Source organism: Pseudomonas asplenii, from assembly GCF_900105475.1.
Lineage (GTDB): Bacteria > Pseudomonadota > Gammaproteobacteria > Pseudomonadales > Pseudomonadaceae > Aquipseudomonas > Aquipseudomonas asplenii.
Genome location: NZ_LT629777.1, coordinates 3,005,124 through 3,022,272, shown reverse-complemented (window position 1 = coordinate 3,022,272; position 17,149 = coordinate 3,005,124). Strand labels below are relative to the sequence as shown.

The 17,149-nt window shown below is 60.0% G+C and carries 14 protein-coding genes, 3 tRNA genes and 1 riboswitch; of the genes, 2 read left to right on the top strand and 15 right to left on the bottom strand.

Annotated elements, in window-relative coordinates; translation table 11 throughout:
* Positions 1 to 36 precede the first annotated feature (36 nt).
* Positions 37 to 1,479 (bottom strand): magnesium transporter, encoded by a 1,443-nt coding sequence (gene mgtE, locus BLU37_RS13835; RefSeq protein ID WP_010452250.1) that lies wholly within the window; start codon positions 1,477 to 1,479, stop codon positions 37 to 39.
* A gap of 319 nt (positions 1,480 to 1,798) precedes the next feature.
* On the opposite strand from mgtE, the gene bamE reads away from it, so the two are divergent.
* Complete coding sequence (gene bamE / locus BLU37_RS29220; protein ID WP_029530809.1) at positions 1,799 to 2,278, top strand: outer membrane protein assembly factor BamE domain-containing protein; 480 nt, start codon at positions 1,799 to 1,801, stop codon at positions 2,276 to 2,278.
* 40 nt (positions 2,279 to 2,318) lie between these two features.
* Here the strand turns inward: bamE and BLU37_RS13825 are convergent.
* From BLU37_RS13825 to ltaE, 7 genes are all read right to left on the bottom strand, one after another.
* A tRNA-Arg gene (locus BLU37_RS13825) sits at positions 2,319 to 2,395 on the bottom strand.
* Positions 2,396 to 2,466: 71 nt separating this feature from the next.
* Positions 2,467 to 2,543 (bottom strand) — tRNA-Arg (locus BLU37_RS13820).
* A 107-nt stretch (positions 2,544 to 2,650) separates the two neighbouring features.
* Positions 2,651 to 2,741 (bottom strand) — tRNA-Ser (locus BLU37_RS13815).
* 62 nt (positions 2,742 to 2,803) lie between these two features.
* Positions 2,804 to 2,992, bottom strand: a complete 189-nt coding sequence (gene csrA / locus BLU37_RS13810) for a carbon storage regulator CsrA (RefSeq protein WP_002554426.1) — start codon at positions 2,990 to 2,992, stop codon at positions 2,804 to 2,806.
* 190 nt (positions 2,993 to 3,182) lie between these two features.
* The gene (locus BLU37_RS13805) at positions 3,183 to 4,421 is read right to left on the bottom strand and encodes an aspartate kinase (RefSeq protein ID WP_010445470.1); all 1,239 of its coding nucleotides are present in this window, start codon (positions 4,419 to 4,421) and stop codon (positions 3,183 to 3,185) included.
* Between the two features lie 95 nt (positions 4,422 to 4,516).
* Entirely contained in the window at positions 4,517 to 7,141 is a 2,625-nt protein-coding gene (gene alaS / locus BLU37_RS13800) for an alanine--tRNA ligase (RefSeq protein WP_090205722.1), read from the bottom strand.
* 147 nt (positions 7,142 to 7,288) lie between these two features.
* Positions 7,289 to 8,293 (bottom strand): low-specificity L-threonine aldolase, encoded by a 1,005-nt coding sequence (gene ltaE / locus BLU37_RS13795; protein ID WP_090205719.1) that lies wholly within the window; start codon positions 8,291 to 8,293, stop codon positions 7,289 to 7,291.
* A 200-nt stretch (positions 8,294 to 8,493) separates the two neighbouring features.
* Positions 8,494 to 8,665: riboswitch (FMN riboswitch) on the top strand.
* Between the two features lie 133 nt (positions 8,666 to 8,798).
* Here ltaE and BLU37_RS13790 point away from each other — a divergent pair.
* Positions 8,799 to 9,290, top strand: coding sequence for a 6,7-dimethyl-8-ribityllumazine synthase (locus BLU37_RS13790; protein ID WP_010445473.1), 492 nt, complete (start codon positions 8,799 to 8,801; stop codon positions 9,288 to 9,290).
* Positions 9,291 to 9,316: 26 nt separating this feature from the next.
* Here BLU37_RS13790 and astE read toward each other — a convergent pair whose 3' ends face one another.
* From astE to BLU37_RS13755, 7 genes are all read right to left on the bottom strand, one after another.
* On the bottom strand, positions 9,317 to 10,324 hold the full coding sequence (gene astE, locus BLU37_RS13785; protein ID WP_090205716.1) for a succinylglutamate desuccinylase: 1,008 nt from the start codon (positions 10,322 to 10,324) through the stop codon (positions 9,317 to 9,319).
* Between the two features lie 17 nt (positions 10,325 to 10,341).
* Positions 10,342 to 10,632 carry a hypothetical protein gene (locus BLU37_RS13780; protein WP_010445475.1) on the bottom strand — a complete coding sequence of 97 codons (291 nt, stop codon included), beginning with the start codon at positions 10,630 to 10,632 and terminating at the stop codon, positions 10,342 to 10,344.
* A gap of 65 nt (positions 10,633 to 10,697) precedes the next feature.
* On the bottom strand, positions 10,698 to 12,044 hold the full coding sequence (astB, locus tag BLU37_RS13775; RefSeq protein WP_090205714.1) for an N-succinylarginine dihydrolase: 1,347 nt from the start codon (positions 12,042 to 12,044) through the stop codon (positions 10,698 to 10,700).
* A 42-nt stretch (positions 12,045 to 12,086) separates the two neighbouring features.
* A complete protein-coding gene (gene astD, locus BLU37_RS13770; RefSeq protein WP_172833104.1) occupies positions 12,087 to 13,553 on the bottom strand; it encodes a succinylglutamate-semialdehyde dehydrogenase in 1,467 nt (488 codons plus the stop codon).
* Entirely contained in the window at positions 13,550 to 14,575 is a 1,026-nt protein-coding gene (astA, locus tag BLU37_RS13765) for an arginine N-succinyltransferase (RefSeq protein ID WP_010445478.1), read from the bottom strand. Before astA ends, astD begins: the two co-directional genes overlap by 4 nt.
* Positions 14,576 to 14,647: 72 nt before the next feature.
* Positions 14,648 to 15,664, bottom strand: coding sequence for an arginine/ornithine succinyltransferase subunit alpha (aruF, locus tag BLU37_RS13760; RefSeq protein ID WP_010445479.1), 1,017 nt, complete (start codon positions 15,662 to 15,664; stop codon positions 14,648 to 14,650).
* A 133-nt stretch (positions 15,665 to 15,797) separates the two neighbouring features.
* Complete coding sequence (locus BLU37_RS13755) at positions 15,798 to 17,018, bottom strand: aspartate aminotransferase family protein (protein WP_090205709.1); 1,221 nt, start codon at positions 17,016 to 17,018, stop codon at positions 15,798 to 15,800.
* Positions 17,019 to 17,149: the final 131 nt, after the last annotated feature.

Below are 17,149 nucleotides of genomic sequence, written 5' to 3'. Positions count from 1 at the left end.
AAGAAGTGACGCAGCCCATGGGCTGCGCCTGGAGACTCAGAGCAGGAATACCGTTGCCAGTCCGAGAAAGATGAAGAAACCGCCGCTATCGGTTACAGCGGTAATCATGACACTGGAGCCCATCGCCGGATCACGCCCCAGACGCACCAGCGTCATCGGGATCAGTACGCCCATCAAGGCCGCCAGCAGCAGATTCAAGGTCATCGCAGCCGTCATGACCACACCCAGCGACCAACTGCCATAAAGCACATAGGCCACGACCCCGATCACCCCACCCCATATCAGGCCATTGAGCAGTGCCACGCCCAGTTCCTTGCGTACCAGGCGTGACGTATTGCCGGTACTGACCTGATCCAGCGCCATCGCCCGAACAATCATGGTAATCGTCTGGTTGCCGGAGTTGCCACCAATCCCGGCGACGATCGGCATCAATGCTGCCAAGGCCACCAGTTTCTCGATAGAACCTTCGAAGAGACCGATCACCCGCGAGGCGATAAAAGCCGTGATCAGGTTGATCGCCAGCCACGCCCAACGGTTACGCAAGGACTTCCAGACCGACGCAAAGATATCCTCCTCTTCCCGCAGACCCGCCATATTGAGGACTTCGCTCTCGCTCTCCTCACGGATCAGGTCGACCATCTCGTCGATGGTCAAACGACCAATCAACTTGCCGTTCTTGTCGACCACCGGTGCCGAGATCAAGTCATAGCGCTCGAAGGCCTGAGCCGCGTCGTAGGCATCTTCATCCGGGTGAAAACTGACCGGATCGCTGGCCATGACATCAGCCACCTGCTTCTCGGGGTCATTGACCAGCAATCGCTTGATCGGCAGCACACCCTTGAGCACACCGTCGTAGTCCACGACAAACAGCTTGTCGGTATGCCCAGGCAATTCCTTGAGACGGCGCAGATAGCGCAATACCACTTCCAGACTGACGTCTTCGCGGATGGTGACCATCTCGAAGTCCATCAGCGCACCGACCTGCTCCTCGTCATAGGACAATGCAGAGCGAACACGTTCACGCTGCTGACCGTCGAGAGCCTCCATCAGCTCATGCACGACATCTCGCGGCAATTCGGGCGCCAAGTCAGCCAGCTCGTCGGCATCCATCTCCTTGGCCGCAGCGAGGAGCTCATGATCGTCCATGTCGGCGATCAGCGTTTCACGTACGGAATCGGATACTTCGAGCAGAATGTCGCCATCGCGCTCGGCCTTGACCAACTGCCAGACCGTCAGACGGTCATCCAGGGGCAAGGCTTCAAGAATGTGTGCAACGTCGGCGGAGTGCAGATCATCGAGCTTGCGTTGCAGCTCGACGAGATTCTGCCGGTGAACCAGGTTTTCCACCCGATCCTGATGATGACCTTCCTGACGATGCGTCAGGTCTTCGACCACCCGCTGGCGATGCAGCAGCTCCACGACTTGAGCCAGGCGGTCTTGCAGGCTTTCTTGAGATTTCTTTACTTCGATTTCAGTCATAGGCGAACTCCACTCCCAGCAGTGGAGCACGCCGGAAGGATCAATCAGTCAATTCTTGATTGGTAAAGCGAAATACTGAGGCACTACTGGGTAAGTCCATGGAGGTTTTCCACAAGCCCCGGCGGGGCTGACGGGCGCAATCATACACTGCCTTAGACGCTTTAACGGCAAAAATCTTGGCAAGAACAAGCGCTTGCGAGAAAAGCCGGAGATTCTTCAGCTGCTTTTCAATTCGACGACGCATCCCGAAAAGAAAACACACGCCCGCCACAAACGTCCACGACTAGGCTTGAGTAACGACCGCCATGGAGGGCCGCCAATGCCACCAAGAACCTGCTGCCTGCTGATACCCCTCGCGCTATATCTGCCATCCGGTGCAACCGCCGCAGTGGTGCAACGCTGCGAAGACGCCAGCGGCCATATCACCTTCACCACACTGGGTTGCCCAACTGACGCCCTCCCCCGAATACAGCGAGCGGACAACCCGCCGCCGGGAGGTAGGCGCACCCCCATCAAACGACAGGCAGCCTCTCGAGAAATTCTCTCAAGACCCCGGGAATTGATCGTAGTGGGCGAACATGACGATGGATGTGGCAATCAGCTCGATGCACGCTCGCGCCGCCAAGCCGTCATCCAACAGCAGGTGCGCCCAGGCATGAATCGTGAGGAAGTGGAAAGTGCCCTGGGCAAACCGGACAGGATCAGTACCAGCAACAACACCACGCGTTATCACTACAACCTGAAGAAAGGTCGCAGCAGCCTGGTACAGTTCGATGAGAAAGGATGTGTCAAAAGGTAGAAAGCAAAAAGCCCGCAACAGGTGCGGGCTTCTTGGTGTATGGTGCACTCGACAGGATTCGAACCTGTGACCGCTCGGTTCGTAGCCGAGTACTCTATCCAGCTGAGCTACGAGTGCATTTGTGTTTTTAGACCAGACCACAACTGGCTGAAACCACGTTACCTGTATTGCTACCGATGACGCTTAAATGGTGCACTCGACAGGATTCGAACCTGTGACCGCTCGGTTCGTAGCCGAGTACTCTATCCAGCTGAGCTACGAGTGCATTTGTTGCCGCGCATTATAGGTCGTCAAATCTTTTTGTAAAGCACTTTTTCTAGTAATTTCAACAACTTACCGAAGAAGCCAGATCGTAACGCACTAAACAAATAATGGCGGAGAACGGGGGATTCGAACCCCCGACACCCTTTTGAGGTGTACTCCCTTAGCAGGGGAGCGCCTTCGGCCACTCGGCCAGCTCTCCGCAACACGGGGCGTATATTAACCAGCTTTCTCCCCGTTTGCAAACAAAAAAAACGAGAAAAATTAATGGCTTGGTTCTTCGTCCTTCTCTTTCTTGATCCGCAGGTAAATTTCCTCACGGTGGACGGCCACTTCCTTGGGGGCGTTGACACCAATACGCACTTGATTTCCTTTAACGCCGAGCACGGTCACAGTGATTTCGCCATCACCAATGATCAGGCTTTCTGCGCACCGACGAGTCAGAATCAACATACCTATCTCCTCACGCATTTCAGTTCAGGGACAACACAGTCTGCAAAAAAAGGGCTTCGGACTACACGCACGATAGCCATAGCCCTACGCCCCTAAGTATTGACGAGAGCGGGCAAAAAAACAGCGCTTGCCCACACTTATCAAAAAATACAAAGGGCGCGGTTCAACCGCGCCCTTTGGGGTAACACCATTACTCGCCCTGGCGGGCTGCGTCCAGTTCAAACGCCGTGTGCAAGGCACGCACGGCCAACTCCAGGTACTTCTCCTCGATAACCACCGAAACCTTGATTTCGGAAGTCGAGATCATCTGGATATTGATGCTTTCCTTGGCCAGCGCTTCGAACATGCGGCTCGCTACGCCCGCATGGGAGCGCATGCCGACACCAACGATCGAGACCTTGGCAATCTTGGTATCGCCAATCACTTCCCGGGCGCCGATTTCGCGCGCGGTGTTCTCCAGTACGTTCTGCGCCGACTGGTAGTCGTTGCGGTGTACGGTGAAGGTGAAGTCGGTGGTGTTATCATGCGAAACATTCTGCACGATCATGTCGACTTCGATATTGGCGGCACTGATAGGGCCGAGAATCTTGAAGGCCACGCCCGGATTATCGGGCACGCCACGGATGGTCAGCTTGGCTTCATCGCGGTTGAAGGCGATGCCGGAAATGATCGGCTGTTCCATGGATTCCTCTTCATCAATAGTAATGAGGGTACCCGGACCCTCCTTAAAGCTGTGCAGAACGCGCAGCGGAACGTTGTACTTGCCGGCGAACTCGACTGCACGGATCTGCAGGACCTTGGAGCCGAGGCTGGCCATTTCCAGCATTTCTTCAAAAGTGATCTTGTCCAGGCGCTGAGCCGACGCAACGACACGCGGATCGGTGGTGTAGACACCATCGACATCGGTATAGATCTGGCACTCATCGGCTTTCAGGGCCGCCGCCAGCGCTACACCGGTGGTGTCGGAACCGCCACGACCGAGGGTGGTGATATTGCCGTCCTCGTCGACACCTTGGAAACCGGCGACGACTACAACACGACCTTCCTTCAGATCACCACGAATTTTCTGATCGTCAATCTGCAGGATCCGCGCTTTATTGTGAGCGCTGTCCGTCAGAATCCGCACCTGGTTACCGGTGTACGACACGGCAGGCACACCACGCTTGATCAGCGCCATGGCCAGCAACGCGATGGTCACCTGCTCACCCGTGGACACGATCACATCCAGTTCACGGGGAACCGGCTGATTCTCGCCACTGACTTGCTTGGCCAGATCGATCAGGCGATTGGTTTCGCCGCTCATGGCAGACAGCACCACCACCAGGTCGTCGCCCGCTTCGCGGAATTTCTTAACCTTGTCGGCGACCTGCTCGATTCTCTCGACGGTGCCGACTGAGGTACCTCCAAATTTCTGTACGATCAAAGCCATTTCTAAGCCGCCTCAGCCCGTAAAGGGGCGCCCAATAATCATTCAAACCACAGCCTCGCTGCCTATCACTAGACGATAGGCATTGACGCGAAGCCTTAAACGCCTTGCTCGACGAATGGCGTGGTCAGGGCCAGTGCGGCATCCAGCGCCGAGGCGTCGGTACCACCACCCTGAGCCATGTCAGGACGACCACCGCCCTTGCCACCCACCGCAGCAGCGGCTTGTTTCATCAGATCACCGGCTTTGAGTTGGCCGGTCAGGTCCTTGGTCACGCCAGCAACCAGCACGACCTTTTCCTCATGGACACTGCCGAGCAGGATCACTGCGCGACCGAGTTTGTTTTTCAGTTGATCGACCAGCGCCAGCAGGGCCTTGCCATCCTGACCGTCCAGGCGTGCGGTCAGCACTTTCACACCCTTGACGTCCTGGGCCTGGGCCGACAGGTCGTCACCCGCAGCGCTCGCGGCCTTCGCCTGCAATTGCTCGAGTTGTTTTTCCAGCAGGCGATTGCGCTCCAGCACAGCCGACAGCTTGTCGATCAGGTTGTCGCGATTGCCCTTGATCAGGTTCGCGGCTTCCTTGAGTTGCTCTTCGGCGGCGTTCAGATAGGCCAACGCCGCAGCACCGGTCACGGCCTCGATACGCCGCACACCCGAGGCCACACCACCCTCACTGATGATCTTCAGCAGGCTGATGTCGCCGGTCCGGTTAGCATGAATACCACCGCACAACTCGACAGAGAAGTCCCCGCCCATACTCAGCACGCGAACGGTGTCCCCGTATTTCTCCCCGAACAGAGCCATCGCGCCTTTCTTCTTGGCGGTGTCGATGTCGGTCTCTTCGGTTTCCACCGCCGAGTTCTTGCGAATTTCGGCGTTGACGATATCTTCCAGGGCCTTGATCTGTTCCGGCTTGATGGCTTCGAAGTGACTGAAATCGAAGCGCAGGCGCTGGCTATCGACCAGCGAACCTTTCTGTTGTACGTGCTCGCCCAATACCTGGCGTAGCGCGGCGTGCAGCAGGTGAGTCGCCGAATGGTTCAACGACGTGGCATGACGCACCTCGGCAGCAACCTGAGCCTCGATCTGGGCCCCCACCAGCAGGCTGCCCTGAGCCAACACGCCGTGGTGCAGGAACGCTCCGCCGGTCTTGGTGGTATCGCGTACATCGAAGCGACCGGCAGCCGCCTTGAGGTAACCGCAATCACCCACCTGCCCACCCGACTCTGCGTAGAACGGCGTCTGGTCCAGGACCACAACGCCCTCCTCGCCTTCATTCAAGACGTCGACCGACTGTCCTTCTTTATAGAGCGCGACCACTTTCGCCGAACCAGCAGTGGCGCTGTAGCCGGTGAACTCGGTTGCCACGTCGACCTTGACCAGGCTGTTGTAGTCCATGCCGAAGGCGCTGGCGGAACGCGCACGCTCGCGCTGGGCTTGCATCTCGCGCTCGAAACCGGCCTCGTCGAGGGTCAGATTACGCTCGCGGGCGATATCGCCGGTCAGGTCCATCGGGAAACCGTAGGTGTCATACAGCTTGAACACCACGTCACCGGGAACGATGCTGCCCTTGAGCTCGGCCAGGTCCTGCTCAAGGATTTTCAGGCCCTGCTCCAGGGTCTTGGCGAACTGCTCTTCTTCCGCCTTGAGCACGCGCTCGATATGCGCCTGCTGGGATTTCAGCTCAGGGAAGGCTTCGCCCATCTCGGCCACCAGCGCGGCGACGATCTGGTAGAAGAAGCTGCCCTTGGCGCCCAGCTTGTTGCCATGGCGGCAGGCACGACGAATGATCCGACGCAGTACATAACCGCGACCTTCGTTGGACGGCAGTACGCCGTCAGCGATCAGGAAGCCGCAGGAACGGATGTGGTCGGCCACCACTTTCAGCGAAGCCTGGTTGTCGTTATCGCAACCGATGGCCTGGGCCGAAGCACTGAGCAGGCTCTGGAACAGGTCGATCTCATAGTTGGAGTGAACGTGCTGCAGCACGGCACTGATCCGCTCCAGGCCCATGCCGGTATCCACCGAAGGGGCAGGCAGCGGGTGCAGGACGCCGTCGGCGGTGCGGTTGAACTGCATGAACACATTGTTCCAGATCTCGATATAACGGTCGCCGTCCTCTTCCGGCGAGCCGGGCGGGCCACCCCAGATGTCGGCGCCATGATCGTAGAAGATCTCGGTGCAAGGGCCGCACGGGCCGGTATCGCCCATGGTCCAGAAGTTGTCGGAAGCGTACGGCGCGCCCTTGTTGTCACCGATACGGACCATGCGTTCGGCGGGGACACCGACTTCCTTGGTCCAGATATCGTAGGCTTCGTCATCACTGGCGTAGACCGTGACCCAGAGCTTTTCCTTGGGCAGATTCAGCCACTTTTCAGAGGTCAGGAAAGTCCAGGCAAAGGTGATCGCGTCGCGCTTGAAATAGTCGCCGAAGCTGAAGTTGCCCAGCATTTCGAAGAACGTATGGTGACGAGCGGTATAACCGACGTTTTCCAGGTCGTTGTGCTTGCCGCCGGCGCGAACGCACTTCTGGCTGCTGACGGCACGGGTATAGGCGCGTTTTTCCTGCCCCAGGAAACAGTCCTTGAACTGGTTCATCCCTGCGTTGGTGAACAACAGGGTCGGGTCGTTGCCCGGAATCAAAGAGCTGGAGGCAACACGGGTGTGGCCTTGCTCTTCGAAGAAGCGAAGGAAGGCTTCACGGATTTCTGCGCTTTTCATAGGTTCTTCCACGGAGTCTGCAGCCGGAGGCAAGTGCATCACGTCTGAATGGATTTGCGACTTGCAAAGGGCCGCATTATATCGGCCCTGAGCCCTGGGTACAGTGTGTTTATACGATAGAAACCGTCAATTGGACGGCCTGCAGGCTCATTGGCGATTAAATTCGGCGAATACCGAAACCACCTGCTCGATTTGTGTACGGCTGACGTCCATGTGCGTCACCATCCGCAAGCGTGGCGCAGCACTCAGGCGCACACCACGCTCGGCGGCAAAGACCTTGAGCGCTTCGGCTCGCTCCCCCAGATCGGCGTAGACCATGTTGGTCTGCACCGGCTCGATGCGATAGCCGGCATCGCGCAACCCATCCGCCAGGTGCAGCGCATGGGCATGATCGTCAGCCAGGCGCTCGACCTGATGATCGAGGGCATAGAGTCCCGCCGCCGCCAGCAGTCCGGCCTGACGCATGCCGCCACCAAGCATCTTGCGCAGCCGCCGCGCACTGCCGATCAATTCTTCGCTACCGCACAGCACCGAGCCGACTGGCGCCCCCAGGCCCTTGGACAGGCAAACCGACACCGAATCGAAATGCCCGGTGATCTGCCGGGCGTCAACTCCGAGCTTGACCGCCGCGTTATACAGACGGGCGCCATCCAGATGCAGCGCCAGGCCCTGCTCGCGCGTCAGACGGCGGGCCGCCTCAAGGTACTCCAACGGCAGGACCTTACCCTGCATGGTGTTCTCCAATGCCAGCAGGCGGGTCCGGGCAAAGTGGAAATCATCGGGTTTGATCGCTGCCCGGACCTGCTCAAGATCCAGCGAACCATCTGCCTGGACCTCCAGCGGCTGCGGCTGGATCGAACCCAGTACCGCCGCACCACCGCCTTCGTATTTATAGGTATGGCATTGCTGGCCGACGATGTACTCGTCGCCCCGGGCGCAGTGAGCCATCAGACCGAGCAGATTGCTCATGGTCCCGGAGGGCACGAACAACCCGCAAGCGAAACCCAGCCTGCCGGCCAGCTCGCTTTGCAGTCGGTTGACCGTCGGGTCCTCGCCATACACATCATCGCCCAGGGGCGCATTCGCCATGGCGGCGCGCATCCCATCGCTGGGCTGGGTAACCGTGTCGCTGCGAAGATCGATAACCGTCATGAAGCAAGCCTCGTCAGGGAATAGTGATGTCGAGAACAAACATTCGAATGTCATTACTGCGGTCATCGGCAACGATAATCAAGCGCCATGTCAATCAATGTTGGAGCAGGCAAAAAACACTCGATCGTTATTATCGAAATGTCGCCGGTGCAGACCTTGGAAATATATGGTAAAAAAACCCGCTGCCAGAAGACTGGTGGCAACGTTCTCAGGGCGGGGTGCAATTCCCCACCGGCGGTAATGACGCGCAACGCGTTTAGCCCGCGAGCGCTTGATGAAACGGACGGTATCGATCGACCACTTCGTCAAGGACAGCAGACCCGGTGTGATTCCGGGGCCGACGGTCATAGTCCGGATGAAGAGAGAACGGGATTGACACCCAAGGGCCGATCCCAGGGGATTACCATGTGGTTGCCTGTAAAGCTACGCATGCCGACCTGGACGTACCCTTAATCCCATTCGATTCATAACGCCCTGTTTTTCATACAAACAGGAGTCAGAACAGATGCAACCTACCGCTATCCACCACAACCAGCGTATTGCTTTCATCCAGGCCTGCTGGCACAAGGACATTGTCGATCAGGCTCGTCATGGGTTTGTCAGTGAAATCGCCAAATTGGGCTATCAGGAAAGCGATATCGACTTCTTCGAAGTCGGCGGCGCCTTCGAAATCCCCCTGCATGCCAAGCTGCTGGCCAAGTCCGGTCGTTATGCCGGCGTTGTCGCTGCCGGTCTGGTGGTCGACGGCGGGATCTATCGTCACGACTTCGTCGCCACGGCGGTGATCGATGGCCTGATGCAGGTGCAACTGGACACCGAGATTCCGGTGTTTTCGGTGGTCCTGACCCCACACCATTTCCACGCGGGTGAAGAGCATCAGAAATTCTTCTTCGACCACTTCGTGCACAAGGGTCAAGAGGCAGCGAAAACCTGCGCCGACACCCTGAACAAGCTACGTGCCCTGCCACGTCCCGTTCCGCAGAAACTCGCAGTCTGAGGTCGCCACGGCCTGCCCCGCCAGGGTCAGGCCAGTTGTTCGCTACCGGACGGCACCACCAGAATCCCCGCCCGAAGGCCGTTTTTCACTTTCGGGTTGGGGAAGATGATCCGCGCATCGTCCTCTTCCACCACCCAGCGGCTGCTCGCGAGATCCTCGGCCAGCAGATAGCCTTTGGGCAGCGGTGAAAAATTCTCGATATCCGCCGGCAGGTGCAGCAGGAACGCATCGCTGTGCTTGATGACTTCCCGTGCGACGCTGAACAGTTGCAAGCCCTCGAGCCCCTGCTCGGTCACCGGCTCACTCCCTTCGATCAACTGTTTGAGGCGCAATTCGAGACGTGACACATCCACGCACTGATTCTGCCCGAAGGGTCGGGCCTTGCCCAATTCGAGAGTGAAAGCCTCCGCCCCGAGCTTGTCGTAGGTGTAGCTGCTGAAAACGATGGAAGGCTTGTTCTGCAACAGCACCGCCGTAATCCCGGCTGCCTGCAAGCGCGCCAGTTCGTGCCGCGAGTGGGTGCGCCCTTCCTTGTAGGGATAAAGCGCGAACTGCTCGATCTTCGAACCGCGAATCGCCGTATGCAGGTCATAGTGCAGGCGACTGCGATCGGCCACACTGAAGAAACTTGCGGCCAAACGCTCCAGCTCGCAGGCGCGCAAGGCCTCGTTGCCGCTGCTTTGCTCATGGCGACCGTTGAACAGCCGATTGATGTCCTGCTCGATGTAACGCTCGCCGCGACGCATCGCCTCGGGGTTGCCGAACAGGAACAGAATACGTGCCCGCGGCTTGAGGTCGCCGCGCGCGATGTCATGCAACAGGCGATCGAGCAGTTCGATCGGCGCTGTCTCGTTGCCGTGGATACCGGCGGAAAGCAACAGGTCCAGCCCGTTGTCCCGCGCCTGAGGAGGCCGCACTTCCAGCGCACCCTCACTCAGCCAGCGCATCCGCACGCCTTCGACCGTCAGTTGAGTCTTCTCCGCCGGTTCACGACCGGCGAGGGTCAGTTCAAGCAGTTTGCCGAGGGCGAGCATAGCGCGGTATTCCTTGATCAGTGATCGTGATTGCAGTCCGGGCCGTGCACATGATCGTCGTCGCCAACGTCGGCCGGCTCCATTTCCAGTTGCAGACTGACAAGGTTAGTCGCCAATGGCCGTAGCAGCAGGTTGGCATACTCGGCATCGTCTTCCTCGACATCGACGCCGATCAGCAACTGGCCACGACCATCCTGCTGGATCCACACTTCCTTGCCCTGCCAGATCACGGCAAAACGCGTGCAGGAAGTTTGCAGTTGAGTGCCATCGGTGTCTTCGAGAATCAGTTGCAGGGGGGAATCGCTCATGTTCGTGCTCTCATCTGGGGAAAAATCGCACGCCCGACCGTCAGGAAAAGACCGGGCTGACGCTTTCAATTGATCTGGAATGGATAAACCGAACCCAGTTTAAGGATCTGCGTCAGTTCATCCAACGCCGTCCGGCACTCGAGCAGCAACTGCGGGTCGGCCAAATCGCTTTCGCGCAGGGCATCGCGGTAGTGCCTTTGGACCCATTGGGTCAGCGTGTCGTACAACGGCACGGTCATGATAACCCCTGGGTTGACCGCCGCCAGCTCGGATTCATTCAATGCCACACGCAGACGCAGGCACGCCGGACCACCACCATTCTGCATGCTTTGCTTGAGGTCGAAGACTTTCACCTCACGAACTTTCCCGCCGCGAGCGGTCAGGCTCTGCAGATACTGCCAGACGCGCTCGTTCTTGCGGCACTCCTCCGGTACGATCAGCAGCATGCTGCCATCTTCACGGCTGAGCAGTTGGCTGTTGAAGAGGTAGGAACGCACCGCATCGTCCACCGTCACCTGGGCGCGTGGCACACAGATCGCCTGGAAGTTGCCGCCGCGCCGGGCCAGCTTGTCGCGCAGCTCGGCCAGGACCCGCTCGGTGTCGAGGAACGCATCCTCGTGATAGAACAGCACCTCGCCGTTGCCCACCGCAATCACATCGTTGTGGAAGACGCCCTGGTCGATCACCGCAGGATTCTGCTGGGCATAGACCACGCCGTCGTCACTCAGGCCGTGCAGACGGGCAACCGCCTGCGAGGCTTCGAGGGTCTGGCGTGCCGGGTATTTCTGTGGCGCCGGATAGCGGGTGTCGAACGCACTGCGGCCGAACACGAAGAACTCGACGCCAGCAGCCCCATACTCATGACAGAAACGCGTATGGTTGGCCGCGCCCTCGTCGCCAAACTGGGCGACGGCAGGCAAGGCTGCGTGGTGGGCGAAGTACTGGTCATCGGCGAACATCGCCCCGAGCACACGGCTGGTGGTCGGGTGCTCGATACTGCGGTGGTACTTGCAGTTCAGGTTGGCCGCCGTGAAGTGCACACGGCCATCGTCGGTGTCCGCGCTCGGGCTGACAGTACCGGCATTGGCGACCCACATGCTCGATGCCGAACAACTGGCGACCAGCAGCGGCATTGCCTGTTTCGCAGCCTGCTCGATCACCTGGGCATCACTGCCGACAAAGCCGAGCCGGCGCAGGGCAGCCACGTCCGGACGCTCCTGGGGGGCGAATACGCCCTGGACGAAGCCCATTTCCATCAATGCCTTCATCTTCGCCAAGCCTTGCAGCGCCGCTTCCCGGGGATTGGAAGCCTGCTGACTGTTGCTCTGCGAGGCGACATTGCCGTAGGACAGACCGCCGTAGTTGTGGGTCGGGCCTACAAGACCGTCAAAATTGACTTCAAAGGATTTCATCGGCGAGGTTCCAGGAAAATCTATTGTTATAGGCATCAGGTTTTAAAGTTTCACACCCGGCGTCAGGCTCGCCGGCACCACCAGGCTAGGCGTCTCCAACGAAGCCACCGGGTAGGCGCAATAGTCTGCCGCGTAATAGGCACTGGCGCGATGGTTACCCGAAGCCCCTACCCCGCCGAACGGCGCACTGCTCGCGGCGCCGGTCAGCTGTTTGTTCCAGTTGACGATACCGGCCCGGCTCTGCAGCCAGAACTGCCGATAACGCGCTTCGGAGTCGGACAACAGGCCAGCGGCCAAGCCATATTGAGTGTTGTTCGCCTCGGCGATCGCAGCGTCGAAACCGGCATAACGAATCACCTGGAGCAACGGTCCGAAGAACTCTTCGTCCGGACGTCCGCTCACTGCCGTTACGTCGATGATCCCCGGAGTCAGCAAGGCGGCGGTGGCCTGGGGCTGGGTCATCGGCAACAGCGCCACGGCACCGCGCCCCAGCAGGTTCGCCTGGGCTTGCATCAACGCCTGCGCCGCCGCCAGGGAAATCACCGAACCCATGAATGGCGCCGGCTGCTGGTCGAATGCGCCGACCGCAATGTTCGCACTGATCTCGACCAACCGCTCCAGCAGTCGATCGCCCCAGGCCCCCTCCGGCACCAGCAGGCGACGGGCACAGGTGCAGCGCTGGCCAGCCGAAATGAAGGCCGACTGGATGATGGTGTAGACGGCCGCGTCCAGGTCTGCGACCTGGTCCACCACCAATGGATTGTTACCGCCCATTTCCAGGGCGAGAATCTTCTCCGGGCGACCGGCGAACTGCTGATGCAGGTGATTGCCGGTGCGGCTCGAACCTGTGAAGAACAGGCCATCGATCGCCGGGTTGCCCGCCAGGGCGATACCGGTTTCCCGCGCGCCCTGCAGCAGGCTCAGCACGCCGGACGGCAGCCCGGCCTCGATCCAGCACTTGACGGTCAGCTCGGCGACTTTGGGCGTCAGCTCGCTGGGTTTGAACAGCACGCTGTTACCGGCCAGCAGTGCCGGGACGATATGCCCATTCGGCAGGTGCCCCGGGAAGTTGTAGGGACCGAACACCGCCACCACGCCGTGTGGCTTGTGACGCAACACCGCACTGGCGTCTCCCAGCGGACCGCTCTTCTCGCCGGTACGCTCGCGGTAGCTCTGGATGGAAATAGCGATCTTGTTGACCATGCTGGTCACTTCGGTAGCCGACTCCCAGAGAGGCTTTCCGGTCTCCTCACCGATGCAATGAGCCAGCTCGTCGGCATGGCTTTTCAGGCTGGCGGCAAAGGCTTCGAGCAGCGAGATACGCTCGTCCAGGCTACGCTGCGCCCAGGCCGGAAAAGCCTCGCGGGCCGCCTGCACAGCCTGCTCGACCTGCGCCGCACTGGCGCCGTTGCCGCGCCACAGCACTTGCTGGGTCACCGGGTTCAACGACTCGAGGGCCTCCCCCTGACCCGCGTGCCATTCGCCAGCAATATAAAGCGTGCTCATTATTTCGACTCCCGGGAAGCAGACAACGGGACGGCGCGGACCTGATCACCGGCACTCAACTGAAGACGCTTGGCGGTCAGTGGATCGACCACCAGCGTCCCCGCCGCGAACCGTGCGGGAGCGGCAGTGATACGGCAGTTTTCGCACTGGCGGTTGTGGATCAGGAACGGCGTGGCGTCATCACCCGGCGTACCGATGGCCAGCACCAACGCCTGGCTATCGCGCACCGCACGGATCTTGCCGGTTTCGCACTCCACCGCCGGGCCGGCGTCGAAGATGTCGACATAACCCTGGTAGCTGAAACCTTCGCTCCTGAGCATCGACAGGGCCGGTTCGGTATCGGTGTGCACCTTGCCGATCACCGCCCGGGCACCTTCGGAAAGGAAGCAGGTGTACAGCGGGAATTTCGGCATCAGCTCGGCAATGAACGCCTTGTTGCCGACCCCCGTCAGGTAGTCGGCCTGGCTGAACTCCATCTTGAAAAAATGCCGCCCCAGGCTTTCCCAGAACGGCGAGCGGCCAGCTTCGTCGGACATGCCGCGCATCTCGGCAATGATCTTCTGACCGAACAGTTGCGGGAACTCGGCGATGAACAGCATCCGCGCCTTGGCCAGCATGCGGCCATTGAGGCCACTGCGATAATCGGCATGTAGGAACAGCGAGCACAGCTCGGAGTTGCCGGTCAGGTCGTTGGCCAGGAACAGCGTCGGGATCTCGCGGTAGATGTTCAGCTCCTGCGACGCGCTGACGGTCAGGCCGACCCGGAAGTTGTACCAGGGCTCGCGCAGGCCGACAGCTCCGGCGATCGCCGAGATACCGACCACACGACCATTGTCGTCTTCGAGCACGAACAGGTAGTCCGCATCGCCACGCCCGGCTTCGCCACGGAAGGTTTTTTCCGCCCAGCCGACACGGTGGGCCAGTCGCGCCTCGTTGGCCGGCAAGGTGGTCAGGCCGGTGCCGGTGCTGCGGGCCAGGTCGATCAGAGCGGGTAAATCGCTGCTGCGTACGGGACGAACGATCATGCTATCTCCTCAAACGGGCACCGCCTGGCGGCTCCCGCGAAACTCGCTGTAAGGCTGCTTTCGATACCGGCGTCAGACCGCCACCAGGCGCACACTCGCACCCTCGCCCACTCCCAGGGCTTCGGCCGCATCCTTGTCCAGGGTCACGGGCTTGCCGGGTGCATAGTCGAGTTCCAGCAAGACCGCGCGATAGTCCTGGAGTTGGCCGTTGGAAACCAGGTATTGGCGCACGGCATTGCCGGTTTCGCCGACCTTCACCGGCACCACGCGGCTCTGGGCAATCGAACGAATGCCGCTGACCCGCGCATGCAGGGTCGGGCCACCGTCGAAGATATCGATGTAGTGATCGGTCTCGAAACCTTCGCGCATCAGAATGTCGAAGGTGATCTGTGCCCGCGGGTGCACCTGACCCATGGCTTCTTGGGCGGCATCCGGCAGCAGCGGCACATAGATCGGGTAATGCGGCATCAGTTCGGCGAGAAAGGTCCGGCTCTTGAGGCCACAGAGGCGTTCAGCCTCGGCATAGTTCAGGTCGAAGAAATTGCGACCGATGGCATCCCAGAACGGCGAGTCGCCCTGCTCATCGCTGTAGCCGACGATCTCGGTCACCACCGAGTCGGCGAAACGCTCAGGATGGCTGGCTACGAACAACAGGCGGCCGCGGGAATTGAGTTCCGACCAGGCCGAACCCACCAGTTCGGGCACTACGTAGAAGCTGGTCAGCAGGCTATTACCGGTCAGGTCGTGGCACTGGGAAAGCACATGGATCTTGTTGTGGATCTTCAGCTCGCGGGAGGCGTGCACGAAGGTCTCGTTGCGAAAACTGTAGAAAGGCTCCGAATAACCGGCCGAGGCGACGATCGCCGAACAACCGGCGAGCTTGCCGGTGGCGGTGTCCTCGAGCACGAAGAAATAGCTTTCCTCGCCGTTGAAACTGACTTCGGCGGCAAACGACGCTTCGCTGGCAGCGATCTTGTCGCGCAGCCGATCCTCGTCATCCGGCAGGGAAGTGACACCAATAGGGCTGTCGGCGGCCAGACGCCGTACCTCGTCCAGATCAGCCATTTGCGCGGGGCGCATCACCAGCATGGTGCCACTCCTTAAAAACAGGTCGACCACATCGCCGACACAGGGGAAAAAATGCCGGGCATGCCCGGCACAGAAATAATCTGTCCGTCGTCGGCCAACAGGCTCGACGACGCACATGACAGCTGTCAGCCGATCAAGCCTGAGTCAGCTTGACCACTGCACGCTCGAAACGATCCAGGCCGTCCTGGATGTCGGCGTCCTCGACCACCAGGCTTGGCGCGAAACGGATCACGTCGGGACCGGCCTGCAGAATCATCAGGTTTTCCTGCTCGGCAGCGTTGAACACGTCCTTGGCCTTGCCTTTCCAGGCGTCGCTCAGCACGCAGCCGAGCAGCAGGCCCATGCCACGTACCTGAGTGAACAGGCCGTACTTGGCGCCGATCTGCTCCAGGCGGGTCTTGAACGCGTCGTGCTTGACTGCGACACCGTTCATGACTTCCGGGGTATTGATCACATCGAACACCGCATTACCGACCGCGCACGCCAGCGGGTTACCGCCGTAGGTGGTGCCGTGGGTACCGACCACCAGGTGCTTGGCCAGCGCTTCGGTGGTGAGCATCGCGGCAATCGGGAAGCCACCACCCAGGCTCTTGGCGCTGGTAAGGATGTCCGGGGTCACGCCATAGTTCATGTAGGCGAACAACTTGCCGGTACGGCCCATGCCGCTCTGCACTTCGTCGAACACCAGCAGCGCATTGTGCTGGTCACACAGCTCGCGAGCGCCCTGCAGGTAGGCCAGCTCGGCCGGCAACACACCGCCCTCGCCCTGGATCGGCTCCAGGACCACGGCACAGGTCTTGTCCGAAACCGCAGCCTTCAGTGCAGCCAGGTCGTTGTACGGCACATGGGTGATGCCGGTGATCTTCGGACCGAAGCCATCGGAGTATTTCGACTGGCCACCGACGTTCACGGTGAACAGAGTGCGGCCATGGAAGCTGTTGAGCGCCGCGATGATTTCGTACTTCTCTTCACCGAAACGGTCAAATGCCACGCGACGGGCGAGCTTGAAGGCGGCCTCGTTGGCTTCGGCGCCGGAGTTGCAGAAGAACACGCGCTCGGCAAAGGTCGCGTCCACCAGTTTCTTGGCCAGGCGCAGAGCCGGCTCGTTGGTGAAAACGTTGGACACATGCCACAGGTTGTTGGCCTGCTCGGTCAGGGCCCCCACCAGGGCAGGATGAGCGTGCCCCAGGACGTTCACCGCAATGCCGCCGGCAAAATCGATCAGCTCGCGACCGGACTGGTCCCAGACTCGGGAGCCGGCGCCACGCACGGGGATAAAGGCCGCAGGTGCGTAGTTGGGAACCATTACCTGGTCGAAATCGGCGCGTTGCACCGGAGCTTGCTCAACGGACATCGGAGTCTCCTGAAGAGGAACGCCTGCCTGAAACTGGCGAGCGATGGGGGGATTGTAAGGACAGAACTCGGTCTGGCCTTGTCGCCAAGCGACAACTTCTTATAGCGCCAAACCGGCTTTTGCCGGGGTTT

Excerpts from the sequence above, each read along its gene's own strand:
- astE (WP_090205716.1), bottom strand. The coding sequence starts at position 10,324 with ATGCTCGCCCTCGGCAAACTGCTTGAACTGACCCTCGCCGGTCGTGAA.
- BLU37_RS13755 (WP_090205709.1), bottom strand. The coding sequence starts at position 17,018 with ATGTCCGTTGAGCAAGCTCCGGTGCAACGCGCCGATTTCGACCAGGTA.
- BLU37_RS13780 (WP_010445475.1), bottom strand. The coding sequence starts at position 10,632 with ATGAGCGATTCCCCCCTGCAACTGATTCTCGAAGACACCGATGGCACT.
- BLU37_RS13790 (WP_010445473.1), top strand. The coding sequence starts at position 8,799 with ATGCAACCTACCGCTATCCACCACAACCAGCGTATTGCTTTCATCCAG.
- astB (WP_090205714.1), bottom strand. The coding sequence starts at position 12,044 with ATGAAATCCTTTGAAGTCAATTTTGACGGTCTTGTAGGCCCGACCCAC.
- aruF (WP_010445479.1), bottom strand. The coding sequence starts at position 15,664 with ATGCTGGTGATGCGCCCCGCGCAAATGGCTGATCTGGACGAGGTACGG.
- astA (WP_010445478.1), bottom strand. The coding sequence starts at position 14,575 with ATGATCGTTCGTCCCGTACGCAGCAGCGATTTACCCGCTCTGATCGAC.
- ltaE (WP_090205719.1), bottom strand. The coding sequence starts at position 8,293 with ATGACGGTTATCGATCTTCGCAGCGACACGGTTACCCAGCCCAGCGAT.
- mgtE (WP_010452250.1), bottom strand. The coding sequence starts at position 1,479 with ATGACTGAAATCGAAGTAAAGAAATCTCAAGAAAGCCTGCAAGACCGC.
- csrA (WP_002554426.1), bottom strand. The coding sequence starts at position 2,992 with ATGTTGATTCTGACTCGTCGGTGCGCAGAAAGCCTGATCATTGGTGAT.
- bamE (WP_029530809.1), top strand. The coding sequence starts at position 1,799 with ATGCCACCAAGAACCTGCTGCCTGCTGATACCCCTCGCGCTATATCTG.
- alaS (WP_090205722.1), bottom strand. The coding sequence starts at position 7,141 with ATGAAAAGCGCAGAAATCCGTGAAGCCTTCCTTCGCTTCTTCGAAGAG.
- BLU37_RS13805 (WP_010445470.1), bottom strand. The coding sequence starts at position 4,421 with ATGGCTTTGATCGTACAGAAATTTGGAGGTACCTCAGTCGGCACCGTC.